Origin of the sequence: Haloarchaeobius salinus (assembly GCF_024464185.1) — an archaeon.
Classification (GTDB): Archaea; Halobacteriota; Halobacteria; order Halobacteriales; family Natrialbaceae; genus Haloarchaeobius; species Haloarchaeobius salinus.
On record NZ_JANHAU010000002.1, the window covers coordinates 830,056 to 853,573 of the forward strand.

At 70.2% G+C, this 23,518-nt stretch carries 23 protein-coding genes; 8 read left to right on the top strand and 15 right to left on the bottom strand.

All coding sequences use genetic code 11. The features are described from left to right. Positions 1-26: 26 nt before the first annotated feature. The 5 genes from NO345_RS10880 to NO345_RS10900 all read right to left on the bottom strand — a co-directional run bounded on the left by NO345_RS10880 (position 27) and on the right by NO345_RS10900 (position 4,236). On the bottom strand, positions 27-1,586 hold the full coding sequence (locus tag NO345_RS10880) for a SagB family peptide dehydrogenase (RefSeq protein WP_256299125.1): 1,560 nt from the start codon (positions 1,584-1,586) through the stop codon (positions 27-29). A gap of 53 nt (positions 1,587-1,639) precedes the next feature. Next, positions 1,640-2,326 carry a class I SAM-dependent methyltransferase gene (locus tag NO345_RS10885; protein WP_256299127.1) on the bottom strand — a complete coding sequence of 229 codons (687 nt, stop codon included), beginning with the start codon at positions 2,324-2,326 and terminating at the stop codon, positions 1,640-1,642. Next, positions 2,323-3,219 (bottom strand): thiamine-phosphate synthase family protein, encoded by an 897-nt coding sequence (locus NO345_RS10890; RefSeq protein WP_256299129.1) that lies wholly within the window; start codon positions 3,217-3,219, stop codon positions 2,323-2,325. The genes NO345_RS10885 and NO345_RS10890 overlap by 4 nt, the downstream gene beginning before the upstream one ends. Beyond that, positions 3,216-3,806 carry a dCTP deaminase gene (gene dcd / locus NO345_RS10895; protein ID WP_256299131.1) on the bottom strand — a complete coding sequence of 197 codons (591 nt, stop codon included), beginning with the start codon at positions 3,804-3,806 and terminating at the stop codon, positions 3,216-3,218. Before dcd ends, NO345_RS10890 begins: the two co-directional genes overlap by 4 nt. A 79-nt stretch (positions 3,807-3,885) precedes the next feature. Next, the gene (locus NO345_RS10900; RefSeq protein WP_256299133.1) at positions 3,886-4,236 is read right to left on the bottom strand and encodes a hypothetical protein; all 351 of its coding nucleotides are present in this window, start codon (positions 4,234-4,236) and stop codon (positions 3,886-3,888) included. Positions 4,237-4,364: 128 nt separating this feature from the next. Here NO345_RS10900 and NO345_RS10905 point away from each other — a divergent pair, with 128 nt between their 5' ends. Beyond that, on the top strand, positions 4,365-5,027 hold the full coding sequence (locus tag NO345_RS10905; protein ID WP_256299135.1) for a hypothetical protein: 663 nt from the start codon (positions 4,365-4,367) through the stop codon (positions 5,025-5,027). Between the two features lie 13 nt (positions 5,028-5,040). On the opposite strand, the gene NO345_RS10910 is transcribed toward NO345_RS10905, so the two are convergent. From NO345_RS10910 to NO345_RS19810, 3 genes are all read right to left on the bottom strand, one after another. After that, the gene (locus NO345_RS10910) at positions 5,041-7,539 is read right to left on the bottom strand and encodes a DNA topoisomerase I (RefSeq protein ID WP_256299137.1); all 2,499 of its coding nucleotides are present in this window, start codon (positions 7,537-7,539) and stop codon (positions 5,041-5,043) included. Positions 7,540-7,743: 204 nt separating this feature from the next. Beyond that, positions 7,744-8,988: a right-handed parallel beta-helix repeat-containing protein gene (locus NO345_RS10915; RefSeq protein WP_256299587.1), complete on the bottom strand. Its 1,245-nt coding sequence runs from the start codon at positions 8,986-8,988 to the stop codon at positions 7,744-7,746. Beyond that, positions 8,942-9,751: an MSCRAMM family adhesin SdrC gene (locus NO345_RS19810; RefSeq protein WP_256299139.1), complete on the bottom strand. Its 810-nt coding sequence runs from the start codon at positions 9,749-9,751 to the stop codon at positions 8,942-8,944. Before NO345_RS19810 ends, NO345_RS10915 begins: the two co-directional genes overlap by 47 nt. Positions 9,752-10,108: 357 nt before the next feature. On the opposite strand from NO345_RS19810, the gene NO345_RS10925 reads away from it, so the two are divergent. Next, positions 10,109-11,557: an RtcB family protein gene (locus NO345_RS10925; RefSeq protein WP_256299141.1), complete on the top strand. Its 1,449-nt coding sequence runs from the start codon at positions 10,109-10,111 to the stop codon at positions 11,555-11,557. A gap of 21 nt (positions 11,558-11,578) precedes the next feature. Here the strand turns inward: NO345_RS10925 and gatB are convergent, their stop codons facing one another. Next, on the bottom strand, positions 11,579-13,066 hold the full coding sequence (gatB, locus tag NO345_RS10930; protein WP_256299142.1) for an Asp-tRNA(Asn)/Glu-tRNA(Gln) amidotransferase subunit GatB: 1,488 nt from the start codon (positions 13,064-13,066) through the stop codon (positions 11,579-11,581). A 748-nt stretch (positions 13,067-13,814) separates the two neighbouring features. Here gatB and NO345_RS10935 point away from each other — a divergent pair. The 3 genes from NO345_RS10935 to NO345_RS10945 are packed head-to-tail and all read left to right on the top strand — an operon-like array spanning position 13,815 to position 17,382. Then, on the top strand, positions 13,815-14,822 hold the full coding sequence (locus NO345_RS10935) for a 1,4-dihydroxy-2-naphthoate polyprenyltransferase (RefSeq protein ID WP_256299145.1): 1,008 nt from the start codon (positions 13,815-13,817) through the stop codon (positions 14,820-14,822). Further along, entirely contained in the window at positions 14,822-15,862 is a 1,041-nt protein-coding gene (locus tag NO345_RS10940) for a mandelate racemase/muconate lactonizing enzyme family protein (protein ID WP_256299147.1), read from the top strand. Before NO345_RS10935 ends, NO345_RS10940 begins: the two co-directional genes overlap by 1 nt. Further along, a complete protein-coding gene (locus NO345_RS10945; RefSeq protein ID WP_438266765.1) occupies positions 15,853-17,382 on the top strand; it encodes a class I adenylate-forming enzyme family protein in 1,530 nt (509 codons plus the stop codon). The genes NO345_RS10940 and NO345_RS10945 overlap by 10 nt, the downstream gene beginning before the upstream one ends. A gap of 9 nt (positions 17,383-17,391) precedes the next feature. Here NO345_RS10945 and NO345_RS10950 read toward each other — a convergent pair whose 3' ends face one another. Together NO345_RS10950 and NO345_RS10955 are read right to left on the bottom strand one after the other, a co-directional pair. Then, positions 17,392-17,835: a hypothetical protein gene (locus tag NO345_RS10950; protein WP_256299149.1), complete on the bottom strand. Its 444-nt coding sequence runs from the start codon at positions 17,833-17,835 to the stop codon at positions 17,392-17,394. A 74-nt stretch (positions 17,836-17,909) separates the two neighbouring features. Continuing rightward, a complete protein-coding gene (locus tag NO345_RS10955) occupies positions 17,910-18,374 on the bottom strand; it encodes a pantetheine-phosphate adenylyltransferase (protein WP_256299150.1) in 465 nt (154 codons plus the stop codon). A 72-nt stretch (positions 18,375-18,446) separates the two neighbouring features. Here NO345_RS10955 and NO345_RS10960 point away from each other — a divergent pair, with 72 nt between their 5' ends. Together NO345_RS10960 and NO345_RS10965 are read left to right on the top strand one after the other, a co-directional pair. Then, positions 18,447-19,193 carry an NRDE family protein gene (locus NO345_RS10960; protein ID WP_256299152.1) on the top strand — a complete coding sequence of 249 codons (747 nt, stop codon included), beginning with the start codon at positions 18,447-18,449 and terminating at the stop codon, positions 19,191-19,193. Between the two features lie 60 nt (positions 19,194-19,253). Continuing rightward, the gene (locus NO345_RS10965; RefSeq protein ID WP_368407867.1) at positions 19,254-19,607 is read left to right on the top strand and encodes a helix-turn-helix transcriptional regulator; all 354 of its coding nucleotides are present in this window, start codon (positions 19,254-19,256) and stop codon (positions 19,605-19,607) included. A gap of 22 nt (positions 19,608-19,629) precedes the next feature. Here NO345_RS10965 and NO345_RS10970 read toward each other — a convergent pair whose 3' ends face one another. From NO345_RS10970 to gatC, 3 genes are all read right to left on the bottom strand, one after another. Continuing rightward, on the bottom strand, positions 19,630-20,043 hold the full coding sequence (locus tag NO345_RS10970) for a DUF8048 family protein (protein ID WP_256299156.1): 414 nt from the start codon (positions 20,041-20,043) through the stop codon (positions 19,630-19,632). 165 nt (positions 20,044-20,208) lie between these two features. Next, entirely contained in the window at positions 20,209-21,471 is a 1,263-nt protein-coding gene (gene gatA / locus NO345_RS10975; RefSeq protein WP_256299158.1) for an Asp-tRNA(Asn)/Glu-tRNA(Gln) amidotransferase subunit GatA, read from the bottom strand. Further along, positions 21,468-21,746 (bottom strand): Asp-tRNA(Asn)/Glu-tRNA(Gln) amidotransferase subunit GatC, encoded by a 279-nt coding sequence (gene gatC / locus NO345_RS10980; protein ID WP_256299160.1) that lies wholly within the window; start codon positions 21,744-21,746, stop codon positions 21,468-21,470. The genes gatA and gatC overlap by 4 nt, the downstream gene beginning before the upstream one ends. Positions 21,747-21,988: 242 nt before the next feature. On the opposite strand from gatC, the gene NO345_RS10985 reads away from it, so the two are divergent. Then, a complete protein-coding gene (locus NO345_RS10985; protein WP_256299162.1) occupies positions 21,989-22,960 on the top strand; it encodes a transcription initiation factor IIB in 972 nt (323 codons plus the stop codon). Here NO345_RS10985 and NO345_RS10990 read toward each other — a convergent pair whose 3' ends face one another. Beyond that, positions 22,961-23,464: a hypothetical protein gene (locus tag NO345_RS10990; RefSeq protein WP_256299164.1), complete on the bottom strand. Its 504-nt coding sequence runs from the start codon at positions 23,462-23,464 to the stop codon at positions 22,961-22,963. Between the last annotated feature and the right edge of the window lie 54 nt (positions 23,465-23,518).

Genomic DNA, 23,518 nt, shown 5'->3' on the forward strand with positions numbered 1-23,518 from the left:
CACCGGTCAGGCGCCTGTTCGACCCCTCACTGCTCCGGTTGGCCGAACGCGAACAGGGTCATCGGCGTCTGGTTCGACGCCCGCGGCGAGAGGTGGTCGGTGACGAGGTCGTCGAAGAAGGTGAACCCGCGCCCGCCGAGCCGGCGGTGGGCGTAGGTGGCGAGGTAGAGCCGACCGAGTTCGACGCCGGCCTGGAGCTGCGCGAGCCGGTACCCCCGGTTCCCGAACCGGTCGACGACGGCGTCGACGTCGGCCATCGCGTAGACGTTCACGGCCGCGTCACCGACGACCGACTGGCCGGCGGCGAGATGCCCGGCCGTCTCGCGGTCGGTGTCGCCGAGGCGTTCCAGGCAGTCGGCCCCGGGGTGGTACTGGTAGGCCCCGGACTCGATGCCGTCGACCGCGTGAACGAGGCAGTAGTAGTCCAGGACGCCGTCGCCGCCGTCGAAGCAGTCCGTCGGGACGCCGGCGAGGGCACGGTCGAGAACCGTCGCGAACAGCCGGTCGCTGATCGACTCGTGGGCGTACTCCCGTGAGGAGCCGCGCCGCTCGACGGTGTTCCCGACCGGACGGGCCGACGCCGTCTCCGCGTCGACCGGGTCGAGTTCGACGCGCTCGCCGCTGCCCGGTCCGTGAGTCGCCAGCGCCTCGTCCGCGCCGTCGGCCTCGTCCGCCGGGAACCGCCCGCGCCACTCGAGCGCCGCCGCGCCGTCGGGGAGCGTGCTCTGGTCCCAGGCGTCGTGGACGAGCGGATAGTCGACCGGGTCGGAGTCGAGGGTCACCTCGGGATCGATGGGGTCGACTCCGTGTGGGTCCGGCGCGGGGTCGTCGGCCCCGACCGGGACCAGCGCGAGCGTCCCCTCGTCCTCGGGGTCGAGGCCGAGCAGGTCCATCACTGGCCCGTCGGCGAACCCGGCCACCACCTCGGCGCGCCGGCCGCCGGCGTGGGCGACCGCGAGCAGGTTCGCGATGACGGTGCCCGAATCCCAGAAGGCGTGCCGGTAGGTCCGATTCCGGTACTTCCAGGCGTTTCGCCACCAGGTCGACGTGGCCACGACGGTGACCGGGGCCTCGGCGACTCCCGTCTGGCCGCCGGACGCCTCCGCGAGTACACCACGGTAGTCTCCCTCCCGGAGCACGTGGAACGCGTCGCTCCCGGGGTCGTACTGGTAGACGCCGGAGTCGACGCCCTCGAGGTCGCCACAGACCGCGTAGCAGTCCACGTGGTAGAGCTTCCCGGTGCAGGAGGCCGCCCGGAAGGCGACTGGCTCGCCGCCACGCTCCAGCGTCTTCGTGACGCCGTTGGCGTAGTGACAGCAGGTCGTGAGGTCGTCGCCGGACATCGGTTCGGGAGATGCGCCGGCGGCCCCGGTCGACGCGACGTCCGGTTCGGCGGTCGACGTGGCGACGGCCGACAGCGCCGGTGTCGCCGGTGGGTCGACGACGTCACCCAGCGAGCGTCGCGGCAGGTCGGCGTACACCTTCGTCGGCCGCGGCTGGTTGTCGAAGTCCAGTTCGAACTCCATCTCGCGGAACTGCCGTGGCGTGTGCTTCGTGCGTTCGTGGTACTCGCGAGCGTCGACCATGGCGTTGCGTTCCACACCGCGTGTAAAACGGTTTCCCGTTGCGTGGTACTGGCTCACATTCGCCCGCCGGTCAGGCGGACGATACCGAGCACGCGCTCCTCGCGGTGGCTCCCCCGCGAGCGGTCGAGCAGTGCATCCCGGGCCGACTCGACGCGCTCGCGGAGCAGGTCGTGTGGGGGCGGGTCGTACCTGAACTGCAGGGTCGGCGGCGTCGAGAGCACCGTCAGCGCGCGGAAGAGCGCGTTCACCGGTGCGGCTCGCGAGTCGTCCGAGAGCGCCATGTCCACCAGCACGACCGTCCCGTCGGGCGCGAGGTCGCACCAGCCGTCGACGGCCGCGGCCGGGTCCGCGAGCATCCCGGAGACGAACGTCGCGAGCACGCCGTCGACCGGGCCCGAGATGGGTGGTGCGGTCGCGTCGCCGTGCACGAGGTGGACGTTCCCCCAGCCCCTTCGCGCGACGAGTTCGCGGGCGCGGTCGAGCATCCCGCGGGTGTAGTCCACGCCGACGACCGTCCCCTCCGGGCCGACCTGCTCGCGCAGGTACGACAGGTTCGCGCCGGTGCCACAGCCCATCTCGACGACGATGTCGCCACGGTCGAGGTCGAGTGCCACGGCGGCCCTGTCGCGCAGTTCGCCGACACCCGGCACGTACGTCGCCAGCAGGTCGTACAGTCCCGCCCACCGACCGTAGAAGGCCCGTGCGGCGTCGGACCCCGAGGGCTCGCCGTCGTCGCTCATGTGAGTCCGCGGATGGTCTCCGCGACGGCGACGGGGTCGTCGCCGAGGACGTAGCAGATCGGCTCGATGCCGACCTCGCCGGTCTGGTAGAGCACGGTCGCGTCCGGCGTCTCGTCGAGCGCCGCCGCGACGCCCGTCGCCACGTCGGCCTCGCTCTCGAACTCGGCGGTCACGTAGCCCTGTTCCTCCAGCGCCGAGACGAGGTCCGGGTCGTACCGGATGTTCGCGGCCGCGTTCACCTCGCTGCCGGCCCCGCGTGCCGCCAGCAGGACGCTCGCGACGTACTCGCTGACGCCGAACTCGGGCTCGGCCGGGATCGTCGCCCGTCCCTTCACGTCGACGATGCGGCCCGGGACGCCCGCCACGTCGTCGATGGTCGTCGCGTCGGGCGTACACGCCACCAGGTTCGAGCCCACGTTCGGGATGAGGCCCGCGAACCCGCTCGTGTTCTCCAGCACGCGCAGCCCGCGCCGGAGCGACGACAGCACGCGCTCGGCGCTCCGCAGGTCGCTGTCCGGGTCGTGGATGGCGAAGTCAGCACCGTACTCCGCCAGCTCCGGCATCTGCTCCCTGTGCAGCGCCGCCAGCAGGTCACCGCGCTCCAGCTGCCGGATGACGACCTCGGCCTCGACGAGCGCCTGCACGGGCCGCATCGTCCCCGATGCGAGCCCCTCGCCGACGCGTTCGACGAGCTCCTGGACGCGCTCGTCGTCGACGAACTCCTGCCGTCGCGTCACGTCGCCGTGTGCGTACTTCGACACCGCGGACTGGCTGATGCCGAGCGCCTCCGCCACCTCGCTCTGGGTGAACCCGCGCTCGCGCAGGTCCTCCGCGAGCATCGACCGGAAGGTCGGGAGGAACTCGTCGACGACGATCTCCTCGACGAATCTCATTTCTGGTTCCCACTAAACTCGTGATCCCCTTGAATCTTGGACGCCTGGGGGCCGGTCTGGTCCTGGTACTTCGAGCCGCGCTCGCTCCCGTAGGGGCGCTCTGCAGGTGTCTTGAGTTCGGTGAACGTCAGCTGGGAGATGCGCATCCCCGGCGTCAGCGCGACCGGCGCGCTCCCGAGGTTGGAGAGTTCGAGGGTTATCTGCCCGCGGTACCCCGGGTCACACAGGCCGGCTGTCGCGTGGACGACCACGGCGAGCCGCCCCAGCGACGAGCGTCCCTCGACGTGGGCGATGAGGTCCGCCGGGATCTCGACGCGCTCCTTCGTCGTCCCCAGCACGAAGTCGCCCGGGTGCAGGATGAACTCCTCCGCGGGGTCGACGACCGTCTCGCTGACGTATTCGTCGACCTCGCTCTCCGAGTTCGGGTGGATGCAGGGGATGTTCGTCCGCTGGAACTCCAGGAACTCACGGCCCAGCCGCAGGTCGATGCTCGCCGGCTGCACCTGCAGGTCCACGTCCTCGAGCGGTTCGACGACCAGGTCCCCCTTTTCGAGGCGTCGCAGGATGTCCGCGTCCGAGAGTATCATGCTCGGAGTGTCCACCGGGGGGCGGGTAAAGGTTCTCGATTGGTGGTCGGTGGCGTGTAAACAGCGCTAACCGACCAGCCTACGCCCCCGGCACGCCGAACGCCCCCACGCCCAGGTTGAACAGGACGTTGAGCAGGTAGATGATGACCGTGGCGGCGAGCCAGGCGACGAGCCCGATGATGGCGGCGTTGCCCCAGCCGCCGGGGTAGCGCCAGTTGATGACCCAGATCCAGGCCAGCAGCGCGACGAGCACGCCGAACAGCGGGACCAGCGACCCGAGCGTCCACGCGATGGCACCGACGAGTGCGGTGACGACGGCGTGGCTGTAGTCGTCCACGTCGGCGACGACGCGGGCGGCGACGTAGATGGCGAGGCCGCCGACGAGCAGTGCGACGACGAACGAGACGACGGAGCCGATGACTGACACCATGTGGCTAGGTTCGACGGCATCGGTGATATAGACCGGGCCTGTGGCGGCTCGCTATCGCGTCCCGGGACGGGTCGACTCGTCATCTTCGGGGGAGAACGGTTACGGCCCCGGCGGTCCTTCGACCCGGTATGTCCCTCCACACTGACGAGCGGCCGTTGCTGACCGCGGCGGCGACCGTCGCCTTCCTCGTCGGGCTCGTCGTCCTGACCGAGGCGACGCCACGGTCGGTCCTCCCCATCGCCGTGCTGTTCGGGGGGTTCGCGCTCTGGAACGTCGTCGACGCATCGGTCGACGCGCCCGAAGGGTCGAACTGGGTGGTCTTCGGCGGGCTCGTCGCGTGCGTCGGGGCGCTGCTCGCGCTCGTCGACGGCTCGGTCCTGCTCGGGGCGGCGGTCGTCGCCGCCGGCCTGTGGTTCGTCGCCGACGGCGCGACGACCGTGCTGTACGCACCAGCGACCGAGCGCCCGGCGTTCCTGTCCGGTATCGACGAGGACTCCGGCGAGGCGATGCGTCGCATGGGGACGCTCCAGACGGTCTACCAGCGGCTGGCGGCGGCCGATGGCCCGGTGACGCCGGCGGAACTGGCCGCGGACCTCGAACTCACCGAGCAGCGGGCCGCGGACGCACTCTCGTATCTCGAGACGCAGGGTCGGGCCGAGCAGACCGGTGACGGGTACCGGGCGACCCCACCGCGATGGGGTCGGTTCGACCCGGTGGTCCGGTTCGCGGGCTGGCTCCCGCGGCGGCTCCTCCGGCCGGTCAGTCGGGTGCGTCGCGGGCGCGCCGACTGAGTCGCCGACCGGCTCAGGCCTTCGCCTGCCAGTCGCGGATGCGGTCCGAACTGACGCCCTGGACGTCGCCGGCGACGGTGTCCGGGTCGGCGTCCTTCAGGTCGTCGATGCTCTCGATGCCGGCGGCCTTGAGCTTCTCCGCGGTGGCGGAGCCGACGCCGTCGAGCGACTCGAGGTCGGTGCCGGACTCGCTCTCGCGCTCCTGGTACTCGCGGTAGTTGCAGATGGGACAGCCCAGCTCCCAGGGCTCGCGGTCGTCGTCCTCGTAGACGACGTGCAGGGCGTGGACGCCGTGCTCGTCGCAGACCTCCTCCTGCACCTCGACGTCGCCCCGGCGCGGGAGCGGGACGGAGTAGTCGCAGTCGGGGTAGCGCTTGCAGCCGACCAGCCGGGAGCCGTTCCGGAGGGTCTTGACCGCCAGCTCGCCCCCGTGCTCGTCGCCGCACTCGGGACACGGGCCGATACCGGGCCCCTCGCCGGCCTCGTCGGCCTTGCACTGCGGGCAGCCGTGGACGAACGTCTGGCGACCGGCGAGCATCTTCACCTCGTGGAGGCCGTGCTCCTCGCAGGTCTCCTCGAGGATGAGCGGCTTGCCCGTCGACGGGAGCGGCAGGGTGTACTCGCAGTCGGGGTAGCCGTCGCAGCCGACGAAGTACGAGCCGCGCCGGGAGCGACGCACGAGCAGGTCGTGGTCGGACTCGGGACAGGGGCCGAGGCGCTTGTCGGCCTTGAGGCTCTTCTGGAGGTGGTCGCCGATCTCCTCGCGTGAGTCGCGGAGCTCCTCGAACACCCGCCCGAGCATCTCGCGGGACTCCTCGGTGACGTCGTCGTAGCTGACCTCGCCCTTCGCGATGCGGTCCATGTCCTGTTCGAGCTGTGCGGTCATCTCCTCGCTGACGATGTGGTCGGCGAACGCCTCGGCGGCCTCGACGACGGCCTCGGCGAGCGCGGTCGGTCGCGGCGGGTCGTTCTCGATGTAGCCGCGGTCGTACAGCTTCTCGATGGTCTCGTGCCGGGTGGCCTTCGTCCCGATGCCCATCTTCTCCATCGTCTCGATGAGCCGGGACTGGCCGTACCGGCGGGGCGGCTGGGTCTGCTTCGCCTCCAGCCGGACGTCCTCGATGGCGAGTTCGTCGTCGACGTCGACGTCGGGGACGTAGTTCTCGTTGGTGCTGTAGTAGGGGTAGACGGCGTGGTAGCCGGGGTCGACGAGGCGCTTCCCGTTGGCCTTGAGGCGGTGCTCGCCGACGTCGGCGACGACCTTCAGGTGCTCCCACTCGGCGGGCTCGGCGACGGTCGCGTAGAACCGGCGGACGACCAGCTCGTACACCTCCCACTCGTCGTCGTTCACGTCGCTCCCTCGGACGGGGATCTCGCCGGTCGGGTGGATGGGCGGGTGGTCGGTCGTCTCCTCGTCGCCCTCCGTCGGCTCGATGTCGTCGAGTTCGAGCAGCTCCTCGGCGCTCTCGCCGAGCTCGGAGTGGCCGACGAACTCGTCCAGCAGCTCTTCCTCGTCGAGGTCGTCGGGGTAGACCGTGTTGTCGGTGCGGGGATAGGTGATGAAGCCGGCGGTGTAGAGGTCCTCCGCGATGCTCATCGCGCGCTTCGCCGAGTAGCCGAGCGAGCTGGCGGCGCGGATGAACTGCGTGGTGTTGAACGGCGCGGGCGGGCTGTCGGTCCGGGAGCGGCGGTCCACGTCGGTGACGGTCGCGCTCGTCGCCCCGGACAGGTCCGCGTACACCGCGTCGGCGCTCTCCTCGTCCCAGACGCGCTCGGCCTCGTTGTCGTCCTCGTCGAGGTAGAAGTACTGCGCCTCGAACGCCGCGTCCTCGTCCTCGGGGGCGAGGTCGGTGAACAGCTCCCAGTAGTCCTCGGGGTCGAACGCGTCGATCTCGCGCTCGCGGTCGACGATGAGCTTCAGCGTCGGCGACTGGACCCGCCCGACCGAGATGAAGTCCTCGCCGAGCTGGCGCGCCGACAGCGAGAGGAACCGGGTCAGCGCCGCGCCCCACACGAGGTCGATGACCTGCCGGGCCTCGCCCGCAGCGGCCAGGTCGAAGTCGAGCTCGTCGGGCTCGGCGAACGCGTCCGTGACCTCGCGCTGGGTGATGGAGGAGTAGCGCACCCGGTCGACGGGCACGTCCTCGTTCACCTCGCGGACGATCTCGTAGGCCTCCTTCCCGATGAGCTCGCCCTCGCGGTCGTAGTCGGTCGCGATGGTGACTCGGTCGGCCTTCCGGGAGAGCAGGCGGAGCGTCGCGACGATGTTCTCCTTCGTCGGCGTCTTCTGTATCTCGGCGTCGATGAGCTCGTGCGGTTCGACGTCGCGCCAGTCGTCGTACTCCGGCGGGAAGTCAACGCCGACGACGTGGCCCGAGAGGCCGACGCAGCGCTTGCCGCCCCATCTGTAGACGTTGACGCCGTTCTCGCGCTCGGCGGACGCGGACTCGCCGCTCAGGATGTCGGCGATGCGGCGGGCCGCGTTGTCCTTCTCGGTGATGATCAGCTCCATCCTCCACCTCGTGCTCGTCCCGGGTTCATTGGGAGGTGATACGCGCAGGCTCCGTTTCAAGCTTTCGACGAGAAATCGCAAGACAGCACGGGTGTGCGTGCGCTTGAGCGCGTGCTGCGCGTGCCGCGGGACGGGTGGGTGTGGACGCGTGCAGGGGCGCACGCGATGGAGGTCGATTCCCGGCGGGACGGCCACCCCGGCCGCTCAGCAGTCCTCTCGCGTCTCGACGCCGCTCGGGTCGGTTCCGGGGGAGTTCTCGACGATGACCTGGTCGCCGGCGTTGCCGCAGGCGAACCCGCCGTCGAGCGTCGTCTCCGGGCTGTCGCGCACGTGGATGCCGTCGTCGCCGTTGGTACGGGACGAGATCTCGCGCACGACCGTTCCCGACGCGCCGTCGCGGACGTACACCCCGTCGCCGCCGTTGTCGACGTACTCGCCTTCGAGCACGCGGTTCCCGTTACCGCCGGAGATGTCGACGCCGTCGTCCTCGCTTTCCGAGACCTGGTTCCCGGCGAGCCGACTGTCCGTGGCGTTCGCCAGCGAGATGCCGTCGTTCCGGTTGCCCGGCAGCCGGTTGTCGGCGACGACGACCTCCTCGGTCTCGACGAGACGCACGCCGTGGTCGAAGTTCTCGCCGATGCGGTTGTTCCGGACGGTCGCGCCGGCCGCCCGCTCGAGGACGACGCCGATGCCGTTGTCGTCGAAGTCGTTCCCCCGGACGACAGCCCCGTCGGACGCGAGCGAGCGGAGGCCCGCGCCCTCGTTGTCGGCGACGGTGCTGCTCCGGAGGACGTGGCCCGCCACGTCGTCGGGACCGAAGTTCGACCGGAGCCGGACGCCGTCGCCGCCGTTCTCACGGATCTCGCTCGCCGCGAGGGTCACGTCGGTCGAATCGCGCACGAACACGCCGTGGCCACCGTTCCCCTGGACGACGTTGTCGCTGTGGGTGTGGGACCCCACCTCCAGTATCCAGAGCCCGTCGCCGCCGTTGTCGCGCATCGTCGTCCCCTCGACGGCCAGCGAACTGGATTCGAGCAGGTGGACCCCGTCGCCGTCGTTGCCCGCCGCCACCGAGTCCCGCACCGTCGTCCCCGAGCTGAACTCGCCGACGTTGATGCCGTGACGGCCGTTGGTCCGCGTCTCGACCCCCGTCACGAGGACGCCGTTCGCGTCGACGACGTAGACGCCGTCGCGCTGGTTCTCCACGGCGGTCGCGTCCCGGACGGTCGAGCCCCGTGAGCGCGACCCGACCCGGATTCCATCTCCGTTCCCCCGCGCCTCGACGTTCTCGACGACCGTGTCGGTCGCCCGCCGGAGCGAGATGCCGTCACCCCAGCCCGTCACGACGACGTTCCTGATCGTCACGTCCGCGACGTCCTCGACACGGATACCTGCGGAGTCCTCACCGCCCGAGCCACCGACGACGTAGCCGTTCCCCTCGAGCGTCACGTCGGACGCCGTTATCTCGATGCACGGACTGGCAGTCTGCTCGCGAAGGTCGGTCGCGAGCTCGTACGTCCCTGCCGAGTCGAGCGTCGTACACGAGTCGATACCCTCGGGCGAGTTCGGGTCGTCGGTCATCGTTGGCGTGCTGGTCGGTGTTGGCGTTGGTGTCGTGGTTGGAGTGGGAGTACTCGTCGGCGTTGAGGTCGGAGTCGGTGTTGGGGTGGGGGTACTCGTCGGGGTCGCTGTTGGCGTGCTGGTCGGAGTTGCTGTTGGAGTGCTGGTCGGGGTCGTCGTCGGAGTTGCTGTTGGAGTGCTGGTTTGGGTCGTGGTCGGAGTTGCTGTTGGCGTGCTGGTTTGGGTCGTGGTCGGAGTTGCTGTTGGAGTGCTGGTCGGAGTTGCTGTTGGCGTGCTGGTTTGGGTCGTGGTCGGAGTTGCTGTCGGGGTCGCTGTTGGCGTGCTGGTCGGAGTTGCTGTTGGAGTGCTGGTCGGGGTCGTCGTCGGAGTTGCTGTTGGAGTGCTGGTTTGGGTCGTGGTCGGAGTTGCTGTTGGCGTGCTGGTTTGGGTCGTGGTCGGAGTTGCTGTTGGAGTGCTGGTCGGGGTCGGTGCGGGTGTGTTCACCTGCGTCGGCTCGGTAGTTCCGGTGGTCGTCCGGGTCGGTGTCGATGTGGAGGTCCGGTCCGTGTCCGTCGGTCCGTCGGTCACGTTGGGGCTCGCCGGGTCCGGCTCCGGTCCCTCGGCGGCACCGGTGTCCTCGCCGGGTGCCCACGGGTCGAGCAGGGAGGGCTGGAGGGCGACCGCACCGCCGACCGCGAGTACGATGAGCGCCACGGCGAACCCCAGCGCGAGCAGGAGTACCTCGGTCGTCGTCGCCGGCGTGTCGTCGTCTCCACTCCCGCCGTCGTGGCCGCCCGCGTCGTCGTCCATGCCCACGCGCACGGCCGTCGGCCGTATTGTTCGGCGGTGGTTTCCGCGACGACGCGCCGGTAATCCGAACGTTGTCGGGACCGGCGGTCCGATGCGGTGGCTGGCGGTACGGTCGACTTTCCCCCGTGTGTCCCACGCGACTGTCACCCCGGCGCACACCTCCGAGCGCTTAAATGCGGGCGGGGGAGTAGGTGGAGGCGTGACGATAGAACTGGACGGCGCGCACACCACCGCCCGCGTCATGGTCGAGGACGAGTCGCTCGTCGAGGCGAACTGTCTGGAGCAGATCCAGACGCTGGTGGACCACCCGGCGTTCACCGAGCCGGTCCGTGTCATGCCCGACACGCACTGGGGCGCGGGCGCGCCCATCGGCTTCACCATGCCGCTCGGCGAGCGCGTCGTCCCGAACATCGTCGGCGTCGACGTGGGCTGCGGGATGGCCGCGACGAACCTCGGGGGCGAGTTCCCGCTCGACGGCCCCGAGCGCGAGCGCCGCGTCCGCGAGGCCGTCCCGATGGGCCGGTCGGTCCACGACTACGACGACGCCGTCCACCTCGTCGACGAGTTCCCGTTCGAGCGCGCGAACGACGTGTTCGAGCGGTTCGACGCGGCCTACCGCCAGCGGTTCGGCGAGCCCGTCGACCCCCTCGGGTTCGAGTTCGACGGCTACGACGAGGCGTACTTCAAGCAGTTGTGCGACCGCGTCCTCGGTCGAAAGCGACAGGGGATGGGCTACGTCATCCGCGGCGCTGGCACCCTCGGCGGCGGGAACCACTTCGTCGAGTTCGCCCGCGCTCGCGAGTCGGGGGACTACTGGCTGGTCGTCCACTCCGGCTCGCGCTACCTCGGCCTCTCCGTCGCCGAGTACTGGCAGGAGCGTGCCTCCGACCTGCGGGACGCCGACCACATGCGCGACCAGATCGACGAGGGCGACCGGCAGTACCTGCAGTTCGACCCCGACGCGGTCACCCCGGCCGAGCTGTTCGCCTGGGTCACCGGCGGGATGGGCGAGTCCCACATCGACGCCGACGCGGTCCGCGCGGACTTCGATGGCAAGGCGATAGAGCACACGTTCGACCGGCTGAACGCGATGGACCCCACCGACACCGACCGGAACGAGGAGCTCGACTGGCTCGAGGGTCGCGAGGCCCACGGCTACCTCGTCGACATGCTGTTCGCCCAGCAGTACGCCCGCTGGAACCGCGAGCTGATGAGCGACGCCATCTGTGCCGCCCTCGGCGTCGACCCCGTCGACCGGTTCCAGTCCATCCACAACTACATCGACTTCCGCGACCTCACCATCCGGAAGGGCGCGACCCCCGCCCGCGACGGCCAGCGCCTCGTCGTCCCGTTCAACATGGCCGACGGCTCGGTCATCGCCCGCGGGAAGGGCAACGAGGCGTGGCACCGGACCGCCCCCCACGGCGCTGGCAGAGTGATGGGCCGCCGCGAGGCCCACGAGACGCTCTCGGTCGACGAGTTCGCCGACGCGATGGACGGCGTCTACTCCGAGTCCGTCGAGGAGGCAGTCATCGACGAGGCCCCGATGGCGTACAAGCCCGCCGAGGCGATCTCGGATGCGTTGGAACCCACTGCAGAGGTGGTCGAACGACTCGACGTCGTCCACAATCTGAAGGCGAAGGAGTGAGTCGGGTCGGAAAACCGCAGTTCAGCCGTCCAGCTCCTCGCGCAGCAGGCCGTTCACCGTCCCGGGGTCGGCGCTCCCGCCGGTCTTGCCCATCACCTGGCCGACGAGGAAGTTGATGGCCCCGTCGTCGCCGTTCTCGTAGTCAGCGACGGCCTCGGGGTTCTCCGCGATGGCCTCGGTGACGGCCTGTGCGACCTCGTCCTCGCCGGTCTTGCCCAGACCCTCCGCCTCGACGATGTCGTCGGGGTGCTCGCCCTCGTCGAGCATCCGCCGGAGGACGACCTCTTCGGCGTTCTTCGTCGTGATCTCGTCCGCGGCGACGAGCTCGACGAGGCGGGTGAACTCGTCGAGGCGGCCCTCGAGCTCCGTGATTGCCATGTCGCGGTAGTTCAGCTCGCCGAGCAGGTTGTCCGCGACCCACGTCGCCGCGAGGTCCGGGTCGAACGACTCGGCGACGTTCTCGTAGAAGTCCGCGACCTGCTTCGTGCTGGTGAGCTTCGAGGCGGACTCGTCGTCGAGACCGTACTCCGTCTGGAACCGCTGGCGACGCGCGTCCGGGAGTTCGGGGATGGGGATGCGCTCCTTCCAGTCGGACACCTGCAGCGGCGGGAGGTCGGCCTCCTCGAAGTACCGGTAGTCCTTCTCGGCCTCCTTCGAGCGCATCGAGACGGTGGAGCCGTGGGTCTCGTTGAAGTGGCGCGTCTCCTGTGCGACGGCCTTCCCGCGCCGGATGAGGTTCTTCTGTCGCGTCTCCTCGTAGGCGAGGGCGGTCTCCGCGCCCTTGTGGCTGGAGATGTTCTTGACCTCGGTGCGGTTCGCATCTTCGAGGGTCCCCTCGGAGATGTGGCCGCCCTCGGTGTCGATCTCCTCATCCGGAATGATGGAGAGGTTGGCGTCCACGCGCAGGCTGCCGTCGCGCTGGCTGTCGAACACGCCCAGGTACTCGAGCACCTCCTCCAGCTTCGCGAGGAAGGCTCTGGCCTCGGCGGGTCGTCGGAAGTCCGGTTCCGTGACGATCTCCATCAGCGGCGTGCCGGCGCGGTTGTAGTTCACCCGCGTGTGCGTCGCCGAGTCGATGCCACCGCCGACGTGCTGCAGGCTCCCCGGGTCCTCCTCCAGATGTGCCCGACGGATGCGGACCGTGCGGCGCTCGCCCTCCACCGAGACCTCGAGCTCGCCGTCCCGACAGATGGGCTCGTCGTACTGCGTTATCTGGAAGTTCTTCGGGAGGTCGGGGTAGTAGTAGTTCTTCCGGTGGAACCGGGTCTCCTCCGGGATGTCGGCGTCGATGGCCTTGCCGACCTTCACCGCGGCCTCGACGGCCCCCTCGTTCAGCACCGGGAGCGCCCCGGGCAGCCCGAGACAGACCGGGCAGACGTTCGTGTTCGGTTCCGCCGTCGGCTCCGTCGCGCAGCCACAGAAGATCTTCGTCTCCGTCTCCAGTTGGACGTGGACCTCCAGTCCGATGACCGCCGCGAGGTCGCCCTCCTGGGCAGCCTGCGTACTCATTGCGACTGGCTTCGGTGTGAGGTGGTTAAAGCGTGACGGGTTCCGCGTCTGAAACTGATGTTCCTGTCCGTTTGTGGCGCGAGTTCATCGAATTCCCCCAGGCGTGGCATCGTTTCCGAAGACGGCCAGAAATCCGGGGCAGCTGTGGGGGTCGCTCGTACCACGAACTGCCAGAAAGCCCCGAGGCGCTGGAGTCGGGGGACTTGCTGCGCTCCTCGTGCCTGCGGTGCTTGCTGCGTCCACCGTCCTCCAGCGCCTCGCCCCTTTCAGTCCCACCCGACCGCCCCTGCACCGCACCTCACACCTCCCCAGCCTCCTGCGGTGCTCACTCCGTTGCGCTCCTCGTCCCTCGCACGTGCATGGCGAGCGGCCTCCGGCACGCTCGCCAGTCGCGCGCCGTGCCGGCTGGTTCGACGACGCCGCCACCAACCACACGGCCAAGACACCCCGCGCCGGCAGGCGCGTGGGTGTCGAGGGGGAGGGCTGGCGCGGTGCGGTTGCGGTGCTGTGGGGCGGGACTGAAAGGGGCGAGTCGCTCGGCGAACCCGGACGAAGTAAGCACCGCAGCGGAGCGAGGAGCGCAACGAGTCCCGGGAGCCGAGCGACTCGGGGCTTTCTGGCTGCTCGCGGACCCCCCGATTCCCACGGGGAATGGGGCCATCAGCTCGCTCCCCTCGAACCGAACACGACTGTACGGGACTGCTCGCAGACAGAACGTTGACACGGGAGGGGGCCCAAGGGCAGGCAGATGACCGAAACGGCGGACGTCTCGAAGACGCGGGCGTGGGTGATGGCGGCGCGGCCACAGACGCTGCCGGCGGCGGCGTCGCCGGTCCTGGTGGGGACGGCGGTGGCGTACTACGGCGGGGTGTTCGAGCCGGTGGCGGCGCTCTTTGCGTTCATCGGCGCGGCGCTCATCCAGGTCGGGACGAACTTCGCGAACGACTACTACGACGCGGTGCAGGGCGCGGACACCGAGAATCGCGAGGGGTTCACCCGGGTGACTGCGGGCGGGCTCATCGAGCCGGCGGCGGTCAAGCGCGCGATGGTGCTGACGTTCGCGCTGGCCATCGTCTCCGGGGCCTATCTGGTCTACGTCGCCGGCGTGCCCATCCTCGTCGTCGGGCTCGTGAGCGTCGCCTGCGGCGTGGCGTACACCGGTGGGCCGTACCCCCTGGGCTACCACGGCCTTGGCGACGTGTTCGTCTTCGTCTTCTTCGGGCTGGTCGCGGTGACCGGCACCTACTACGTGCAGGCGGCGGCGGTGCTCGGCGAGCCGCTTTCGACGGGACTCGTGAACACACCCGACCTCGGGCTGGCGCTCGTCGCCAGCCTGCCGATGGCGGCCATCTCGACGAACATCCTCGTGGTGAACAACGTCCGCGACCGCGAGGAGGACGCCGAGACGGGCAAGGAGACGCTGGTCGTGAAGTTCGGCTACGGCTTCGCCCGGGCGGAGTTCGTCGCGATGGTGGCGCTGGCCTACCTCGCGCCCGTCGCGCTCGTCGTCGGCTACGGCGTCCCGGCGACGGTGCTCCTCTCCTGGCTCTCCCTGCCGCTCGCGTGGACCGTCACGAGGACGCTGCTGAACCGGACCGACGGCGCGGCGCTGAACCCCACGCTCGAACGGGTCGGCCAGCTGCTCGCGCTGTACGCGCTGCTGTTTGCGGTCGGTTTCGTGATTCCGGAGACGACGCTCGGGGGCGTGCTGGCGGCCGCGTCCCCAGCCGTGCCCGCGCCGACGGAGGTGCCCTGATGCGGGTCGAGACGCGCGAGTTCGCGGTCTCGCTCGCCCGGCCGCTGGCGACGGCGCGCGGCGAGATAACCGACCGCGAGGGCGTCCTCGTCAGGGTCGAGGACGGCGGCGAGGTCGGGATCGGCGAGGCCACTCCGCTCGCGTCGTGGACCGAGTCCCTGGGGGAGTGTCGGACCGCACTCCACGCCGCCGCAGAACGGCTGAACGCGGGCGAGGCGACGCCCGGCGAGGTGCTCGGCGACCTCGTCGACACGCCGGCAGCACGGCACGGGCTCTCGCTCGCGCTGGCCGCCCTCCGGGCGGGCCGCAGGGGCGAGCCGCTCTACCGATTCCTCGGCCGCGAGAGCGAGCGCGAGGCCGTCCCGGTCAACGCGACGGTCGGCGACGGAACCCTCGACGAGACAGCCGCCGCCGCGGAGGAGGCCGTCGACGCCGGCTACGGCGTAGTGAAGCTCAAGGCCGGCACACAGCCCGTCGCGGACGACGCGGCGCGCGTGCAGGCCGTCAGGGACGCGGTCGGCCCCGACGTGGAGCTGCGCGTCGATGCCAACGGCGCGTGGGACCGCGAGCAGGCGACCGAGGCGTTCGACGCTTTCGCCGACGCCCGTGTCCGCTACGTCGAGCAGCCGCTCCCGGCGGACGACCTCGCGGGCCACGCCCAGCTCCGCGGCGGTCGGGTCGGCGTCGCCCTGGACGAGTCGCTGGCGAGTCACCCCGTCGAGGCGGTGCTCGACGCCGATGCGGCCGACCTCCTCGTCCTGAAACCGATGGCGGTCGGCGGCCTCCAGCGCGCGAAGCGGGCCATCCTGCAGGCCCGCGAGCAGCGCGTCGCCTCGGTCGTCACGACGACGGTCGACGCCGTCGTCGCCCGCACGGCCGCGGTCCACCTCGCCGCCGCCGTCCCTGGAATCTCGGCCTGCGGGCTCGCGACGGCGGACTGGCTCTCGACCGACGTGGGGCCGGACCCCTGTCCGGTCGACGACGGCGTCATCGAGGTGCCACAGGTGCCGGGGCTCGGCGTCGAGGGGGTGTGGGAGTGAGGCCACCGGCGGGCTGGCCCTCGGCCGACCTGCTCGCCGAGCGCGCGAACCGGACCCCGGAGCGCGAGGCGCTCGCCGCGGCCCAAACAGGGGCCTCGTGGACGTACCGCGAACTCAACGCCGCCGTCGACGACCTCGCGGGCCGCCTCGCACCCACCCTCGACGACGGTCGACTCGGCGTGCTCTCGCCGACCCGGCCCGCCGTCGCCCAGTTGCTGTTCGCCGCGTTCCGCCTCGGTGTCACGCTCGTCCCGCTGAACGTCCGGAACGCGACCGGGGACCTCGCTGGCCAGGCCGACCGCGCCGGCCTCGACGTGCTGGTCTGCACGGCGGGGACGCGGGAGGTTGCCGGAGCAGTCGCGCCCGACGACTGCACGATCGCGAGCGTCGACGACGTGGAGAGCCCGGCGTGGGTCGACGAGTCCGGCGGGAGCGGCGAAACGGACGCCCTGATGAGTCCACCGGAACCCGGTGACTGCCCCGACCTCGACGCCGAGGCGCTGCTCGTCTTCACGTCAGGAACGACGGGTCGGCCGAAGGGTGTGCGCCTGACCGTCGGGAACCTCGTCGCCAGCGCGACGGCCTCCGCATTCCGGCTCGGCGTCGACCGCGACGACCGCTGGCTCGTCCCGCTCCCGACCTACCACATGGGCGGCCTCGCGCCGCTGGTCCGGTCGACGCTGTACGGAACGACGGCCGTCCTCGGCCCTGGCGGTGGCTTCGACGCCAAGACGACGGCGACGAGCCTGCGCGAGCAGCGCTGCACCTGCGTCTCGCTCGTCCCGACGATGCTCGACAGACTGCTCGACTTCGGGTGGACGCCGGCGGACCGGCTCCGGGTCGTGCTGCTGGGTGGCGCGCCCGCGAGCCGGGACCTGCTGGACCGCTGTGCCGAGCGGGACGTACCCGCGTGGCCCACCTACGGCATGAGCGAGGCGGCCTCGCAGGTGACGACGGCACCGCCCGAGATGGCGCGCGAGCACACCGGCACCGTCGGTCAGCCGCTCGTGAACGTCACCCTCCGGGTACTCGATGCGGACGGCGAACCCTGCCAGCCGGGCGAGCGCGGCGAACTCGTCGTCGACGGCCCGCAGGTGACGCGGGGCTACCTCGACGACGAGCACACCGACGCCGCCTTCTCCGAGCTGGGCCTGCACACCGGCGACGTGGGCTACCGCGACGCCGACGGCCGGCTCTGGGTGACCGGCCGGCTGGACGACCTGCTCGTCTCCGGCGGCGAGAACGTCGACCCGAACCGGGTCGCGGCGGTGCTCCTGGAGCATCCCGCGGTCGCCGACGTCGCCGTCGTCGGGCTCGACGACCCCGAGTGGGGCGACCGGGTCGCCGCGCTCGTCGTCGGTGATTGCTCCCACGAGACGCTCGACGACTACGCTCGGGACCACCTCGCCGACCACGAGCGCCCCCGGACGCTCGCCTTCGTCGATGAACTTCCGCGGACCGCCTCGGGGACCGTCGACCGCGACGCCGTCAGGGACCGACTCCGGGCCGGCAGCGAGTGAGCCAGTGGTTCAGATGGTGAGGATCTCGTAGTCCTCGTCGGCGAGCTGGGCGACCGCCGGCGCGTGTTCGTCGCTGAGCAGCGTCACACCCGACCGCTCGCAGGCCTCCTTCGAGTCGAAGGCGTTCGCACAGTAGCCACACTGCTCGATGAGCTTCCAGTTCCGGCTGAACGGTCTGCCGGGGTCCTCGGCGAACTCCGCCGGCCACTTCGTCGCGACGCCGTCGAGGAACACGTCCACCTCGTAGCCCGCGTCGTCGAGCTCGATGGCGTACTGGAACCCGTTGCCGGCGGCCGCGAAGTCGTCGGGGCCGGCGTTCATGGGGATGGCGTACCTCTCGGAGCCGGGGTCGTCACGCGTGGCAGTTCCGTGGTCGGCGGTCGTGCCACCGTCGGCTGCCGCGCCATCGTCGGTCGTCTCCCCACCGCCGAACAGCGTATCGAATAGTCCCATTGCGGGTTTCGCTTGGTAACCGGGTACAAAACAGTTCCCCCGGTCGGGCGTGACAACTGGACAACCGTTCCCGGTCAGTCGCCGCCGGCCCGCCCGTGTTCGTCGACCTCGCCGGCGACGACGCGCGTCGAGGAGATGCGCTCGCCGTCCTCGGCGACGACGAGGGGGACGACGACGGCCACCAGTGGCTCCAGCCCGTTCGCGCGGCGCTCCTCGTTCAGGTCGGGCACCTCGTCGGCGGTCTCGCGGGAGACGACGACGCCCTCGAGGCTCGCGTCGCTCGCGGCGAAGTCGTGCTCGCTGGCGATCTCGCGGAGCTCGACGCCCCGGTTCCAGCGGTCGAGTGCGTCGAGCTCGCGCCGGAGCGCCTCGGCGCGCTCGGTGAACGGAGGCACCTCGCGTTCGCGGCCGCTGGTGGCGAACCGGTCGCTCGTCAGCCCGACGAGTACGCCCTCGGCACCGACCTCCAGGGCGGTCTCGAGGAGGGAGCGATGGCCGTCGTGCAGCGGTCCGAACGTCCCCGCGACGGCGACTCGCATGGGACGCCGTTCGCGGGCCAGGGGCTTAGTCCACGGGGGCGATTTATCCCGGTCGGCTCCCTACGGGAGGGCGTGTGCACGCTCACCCTCGCCTGGCGCGTCTTCGACGAGCCCGTCGTGGTCGCCGCGAACCGCGACGAACTGCTGGAGCGCCCCGCCGTCGGCCCCGCCGTCGTGGAGACCGACCCGATGGTCGTCGCCCCGCGCGACGAGGAGGCCGGCGGCACCTGGATCGGCTACAACGAACACGGCCTGTTCGTCGGTCTGACGAACCGCTGGCTCGAGGGCGACCTCGCGGGCGATCGCTCTCGCGGCCTCCTCGTCCGCGACGCGTTGCGACAGGAGAGCGCGGCCGCCGCCGCCGAACTGGTCGAGGCCGCGGTCGCCGAGCACGAGTACCAGGGGTTCCACCTCGTCGTCGCGGACGCCGACGACGCGCGCCTTCTCTCGTGGGACGGCGAGCTCACCGTCGCCGAGTTCGACCCGGGCGTCCACGTCGTCGTCAACGTCGGCGCGGACGACCGCTTCGACATCCCCGACCGTCGGCGCGAGCCCGGCGAGCGACAGGCGGAGGCGGTCGGTCGAATCCGCGACGAGCTCGAACCGCGTGACGGCGAGACCGTCCGCGAGTGGCGCGACCGGGCCGCCGCCGTGCTCGGCGACCACGAGTTCGGCGTCTGTGTGCACGACCCGGAGGGGCGCTTTGGCACGAGGTCCTCCTCGCTCATCGTCCTCGGCGACGAGCCCGAGTACCAGTTCGCCGACGGTCCCCCCTGCGAGACATCACACGAGCCGGTGGTCCTCGAAGGGCAGGTTTAAGCGGGACGACCGACGTACTACGGACGTGATAGCCATGCCTGTCGCACCGACGACACGGGGGTGGTCGGCGTGAGCGTCGCAGAAGAAGAACTGTCGGCCGACGAGCTCGCCGGACTCGAACTCGTCAGAGAGACCGGTGGCATCCACCAGAGCGACTTCTGGAAGGAGCTCGACGTCTCCTCCCGCAAGGGCTCGCGCATCGCCGAGTCACTCGTCGAGAAGGAACTCGTCGACCGGGAGGAGACGGTGTACGAGGGCCACAACACGTACCTCATCACGCCGGTCGCCCGCGACCTGGACTTCTCCCTGCTGATGGCCGGCGACATGCTCTCGCCGTACATCGGCGAGGAGGAGGCCGACCCGCAGTCCGACGCCTTCACGCAGTGGATAATGAACCTCGCGTACGAGGAGTAACCAGTTCGCTCTTTTCGCCCGACTACGTCGTCGGGTGCCGCCGTTCGACCAGCACTAACGGGTCGCGCTCCCTGTTGTAGTAGCCCACGTCGCCGTCGATGGCCTCGATGATGCGACGGTGGACCTCGCGTGCGGCCCGGCCCTCGTCCGGCGAGAGGTTGTGCCGCCGTCGGAGCCGCCGCCAGAACGTGGCGTCCAGCCAGAACAGGCTCTCGTCGTTCGACTGGTAGGTCAGTTCGCCCTCCTCGCGCAGGTTCTCGGGGCCGAGGCCGCGGCCCGAGAGCTGTGCCCGTGCCAGTACGGCGACGAGCTGGCGTCGCGAGATCGGCGCGTGCAGTGCCACGTCGTCTATCAGGTCGTCGAAGTAGTCCTCGACGAGGTCGCAGGCTCGCGAGAACTCGTCGAACTCGACGTCCGTCTCCTCTGTGATTCGCATCGTGTCTCACCCCCCGAACGCCGCCCCAGCGACGGTCGGATTCGTCTACAGATATCACGAAGCCGAATATAACTATTGTGGACGACTCACGTCTCGATACGCGGGACGGTGGCGGGATGGGAACGGAGGATGGCCGGAATATTCAAGCAGGGGACGGACGGGGGGTCAGTCGAGCGCGCTGGCGGCGCGGATGATGGTCTCCTCGCCGAACGCCGGGCCGACGAGCTGGACGCCGACGGGGAGGCCGTCGGTCTCGCCCGCGGGCACCGAGATGGCGGGGAGGTCCGCGAGGTTCACCGGCACCGTGTTGGCGTCGGCGAGGTACATCTTCAGCGGGTCCGAGAGGCTCTCGCCGAGCTCCATCGGTGGGACCGGCATGGTCGGGGAGGCGAGCACATCGGCCGAGGAGAGTGCCTCGTCGAAGTCCTGCTTGACCCAGGCGCGGGCGTCCTGGGCCTGCTTGTAGTACTTGTCGTGGTAGCCCGCGGAGAGGGCGTACGTGCCCAGCAGGACCCGGCGCTTGACCTCGGCACCGAAGCCCTCCTCGCGGGCCTTCCCGAAGGTCTCGTTCCAGTTGCCGTCGTAGCCGCCGGAGTGGCCGTAGCGCACGCCGTCGAACCGGGCGAGGTTCGAGGACGCCTCGGACATCGCGATGACGTAGTACGCCTGCACCGCGTACTCGACGGACTCCAGGCTGACCTCGTGGGTGGTCGCGCCCTGCGCTTCGAGTTCGTCGAGGGCCGCGTAGAACTGCTCCTTGACGCCCTCGTCGGCACCGTCGACCAGTTCGGTCGGGACGCCGATGGAGAGCCCGTCGACGTCGCCGTCCGCCGCGTCGGCGTAGTTCGCGTCCGCGCCCGCCTCGCGTGTCGTCGCGTCGCGCTCGTCCGGCCCGGCGATGACGTCGAGCAGCGCTGCGGCCTCCTCGACCGTCGACCCGAACGGCCCGATCTGTTCGAGCGAGTTCGCGTAGGCGACGAGGCCGTAGCGCGAGACCAGCCCGTAGGTGGGCTTGATGCCGACGACGCCGCAGAAGGCGGCGGGACAGCGTACCGAGCCACCGGTGTCGCTGCCGAGCGCGAGGTCGGCCTCGCCCGCGGCGACAGCCGCCGCAGAGCCGCCGGAGGAGCCACCCGGAACGTGCCCCTCGGCGACGGGGTTCTCCGTCGGGCCGAACGCGCTCGTCTCGGTCGTCGTGCCCATGCCGAACTCGTCCATGTTCGTCTTGCCGACGATGTCCGCGCCGGCGTCCTTCAGGCGCTCGACGACCGTCGCGTCGTACGGCGGTACGTAGTCGTCGAGCATCGCCGACCCGCAGGTCGTCCGGACGCCCGCGGTCGAGATGTTGTCCTTGATGGCGACGGTCTTGCCGGCGAGCGGTCCGTCGTCGGCCCCCTCGACCGTCTCCTCGGTGATGAAGATGCTCATGAGACGTTCGGCCCCTTGAAGTAGCCGTCCTCTGTCTCGGCCGCGTTCGACAGCGCCTCCTCCTGGGTGAGCCCCTCGCGCACCTCGTCCGGGCGCATCACGTTGACGAGGTCGGCCTCGCGGTCGACCGCCGGCACCTCGTCGAGGGCGTCGAAGTAGTCGAGGATGTCGGCGAACTGGGCCGCGAACTCGTCGACCTCGTCCTCGTCGAGGTCGACCCGCGCCAGCTCCGCGACGTGGCGCACGTCGTCGGGCGTCGCCTCGGTGTCGCTCATGCGCCAACGAAGTCGGTTCCGCCGAGTAAGCGTTTCGATACGGGGTTGGCCCGGGGACGGGTCGGCGACGGTTGGCCGGTCGGGTGGTTACCAGTAAGTTACCTATTCGTAAAAAAATCCTGCGTGAAAGATGACTAGATAACCTGAAACACCAACGAGAGTTAGCCCAAGCGTTTAAGTCCTCCTCGCCGCAACAGTTTGCGTACGATCCCCCGTTCTGAACACGCGTTCAGACCCTCACAATGACTGACACGAGTATCCGACGCCAGCAGCCCGACGAGAGTCGGGAGGCGCGAACGACCGAGACCGAGACGACCGAGCAACTGCGGACCTGCCCCGAGTGCAGCGGACAGCTGATCAACGACGACGAACACGGCGAGACCGTCTGTGCCGACTGCGGCCTCGTCGTCGAGGAGGACTCCGTCGACCGCGGTCCCGAGTGGCGCGCGTTCGACGCCGCCGAGAAGGACCAGAAGTCCCGCGTCGGCGCGCCGACGACGAAGATGATGCACGACGACGGCCTGTCGACGAACATCGGCTGGCAGAACAAGGACGCCTACGGCCGCCAGCTCAGCTCGAACCAGCGCAAGAAGATGCAGCGGCTGCGCACCTGGAACGAGCGCTTCCGCACCCGCGACAGCAAGGAGCGCAACCTGAAACAGGCGCTCGGCGAGATCGACCGCATGGCCAGCGCGCTCGGCCTCCCGAAGAACGTCCGCGAGACCGCGTCGGTCATCTACCGCCGCGCACTCGCGGAGGACCTGCTCCCGGGCCGCTCCATCGAGGGCGTCGCCACGTCCTCGCTGTACGCCGCCGCCCGACAGGCCGGCACGCCGCGCAGCCTCGACGAGATGGCGGTCGTCAGCCGCGTCGGACGCGACGAGATCGCCCGCACCTACCGCTACATCGTGCGCGAGCTCGCCCTCGAGATCCAGCCCGCCGACCCGGTGAGCTACGTCCCCCGCTTCGCCAGCGAGCTCGGCGTCAGCGACGAGGGCGAGCGTCGCGCTCGCACCCTCCTCGAGACGGCCAAGCGCGAGGGTATCCACTCGGGGAAGTCACCCGTCGGCCTCGCCGCCGCCGCGGTGTACGCCGCCTCGCTGCTCGCCAACGAGAAGGTCACACAGAGCGAGGTCAGCGACGTGGCCAACATCTCCGAGGTCACCATCCGGAACCGCTACCACGAACTCCTCGAGGCCGAACACCCGGCCTGATCAGTCGCGACGACGGTACTCCTCGTCCGACGGGAACCAGTTCGACCCGTACTGCACCACGGCGAGCAGCGCCGCCGCCGTCAGCCCGAGCACCGCCAGCCAGAACCCGCCGAACTGCAGTACGTCGTCGGCTCCGCCCGCGCAGTCCTCGAACTCACGGCCGCCGACCTCGTACAGCGTCCCCTCGAACTGGACGGTGCGGTTCGCCAGCTCGGAGCGGTACTGGTCGGGCTGGACGAACACGGTCCGGTTCTCCCTGACAGCGATGCCGACCGGCTCCTGCACCTCGCGGGAGAGGTTCCCCGCCTCGACGACCCTGCGGTCCGTCTCGTTGACCTTCGTCAGCGAGACGCCGTACTGGGTCTCGCAGTTGTCCGAGACGAGGAACGTGCCCGCCGCCGCGACGCCCCCGCCGAGCAGGAACACCACCAGCGCGACCCCGATGGCGACCTCGCCCGGTCCGACGGTGCGCTCCGGGTCACGGTCGGCTGTCTCTGATGCCATCCGTCGTTCGAACTGGCGGCCCGCGCGAGTAAAGACGTTCGGTCCCCGGCAGGC

What these genes read in the sequence shown, in the direction of transcription:
- NO345_RS10885 (WP_256299127.1), bottom strand. Translation starts at nt 2,326, where the DNA reads ATGAGCGACGACGGCGAGCCCTCGGGGTCCGACGCCGCACGGGCCTTC.
- NO345_RS10910 (WP_256299137.1), bottom strand. Translation starts at nt 7,539, where the DNA reads ATGGAGCTGATCATCACCGAGAAGGACAACGCGGCCCGCCGCATCGCC.
- NO345_RS10940 (WP_256299147.1), top strand. Translation starts at nt 14,822, where the DNA reads ATGCGGGTCGAGACGCGCGAGTTCGCGGTCTCGCTCGCCCGGCCGCTG.
- NO345_RS10955 (WP_256299150.1), bottom strand. Translation starts at nt 18,374, where the DNA reads ATGCGAGTCGCCGTCGCGGGGACGTTCGGACCGCTGCACGACGGCCAT.
- NO345_RS10880 (WP_256299125.1), bottom strand. Translation starts at nt 1,586, where the DNA reads ATGGTCGACGCTCGCGAGTACCACGAACGCACGAAGCACACGCCACGG.
- gatC (WP_256299160.1), bottom strand. Translation starts at nt 21,746, where the DNA reads ATGAGCGACACCGAGGCGACGCCCGACGACGTGCGCCACGTCGCGGAG.
- NO345_RS10900 (WP_256299133.1), bottom strand. Translation starts at nt 4,236, where the DNA reads ATGGTGTCAGTCATCGGCTCCGTCGTCTCGTTCGTCGTCGCACTGCTC.
- NO345_RS10985 (WP_256299162.1), top strand. Translation starts at nt 21,989, where the DNA reads ATGACTGACACGAGTATCCGACGCCAGCAGCCCGACGAGAGTCGGGAG.
- NO345_RS10890 (WP_256299129.1), bottom strand. Translation starts at nt 3,219, where the DNA reads ATGAGATTCGTCGAGGAGATCGTCGTCGACGAGTTCCTCCCGACCTTC.
- NO345_RS10990 (WP_256299164.1), bottom strand. Translation starts at nt 23,464, where the DNA reads ATGGCATCAGAGACAGCCGACCGTGACCCGGAGCGCACCGTCGGACCG.
- NO345_RS10950 (WP_256299149.1), bottom strand. Translation starts at nt 17,835, where the DNA reads ATGGGACTATTCGATACGCTGTTCGGCGGTGGGGAGACGACCGACGAT.
- gatB (WP_256299142.1), bottom strand. Translation starts at nt 13,066, where the DNA reads ATGAGTACGCAGGCTGCCCAGGAGGGCGACCTCGCGGCGGTCATCGGA.
- gatA (WP_256299158.1), bottom strand. Translation starts at nt 21,471, where the DNA reads ATGAGCATCTTCATCACCGAGGAGACGGTCGAGGGGGCCGACGACGGA.
- NO345_RS10970 (WP_256299156.1), bottom strand. Translation starts at nt 20,043, where the DNA reads ATGCGAATCACAGAGGAGACGGACGTCGAGTTCGACGAGTTCTCGCGA.
- NO345_RS10905 (WP_256299135.1), top strand. Translation starts at nt 4,365, where the DNA reads ATGTCCCTCCACACTGACGAGCGGCCGTTGCTGACCGCGGCGGCGACC.
- dcd (WP_256299131.1), bottom strand. Translation starts at nt 3,806, where the DNA reads ATGATACTCTCGGACGCGGACATCCTGCGACGCCTCGAAAAGGGGGAC.
- NO345_RS10935 (WP_256299145.1), top strand. Translation starts at nt 13,815, where the DNA reads ATGACCGAAACGGCGGACGTCTCGAAGACGCGGGCGTGGGTGATGGCG.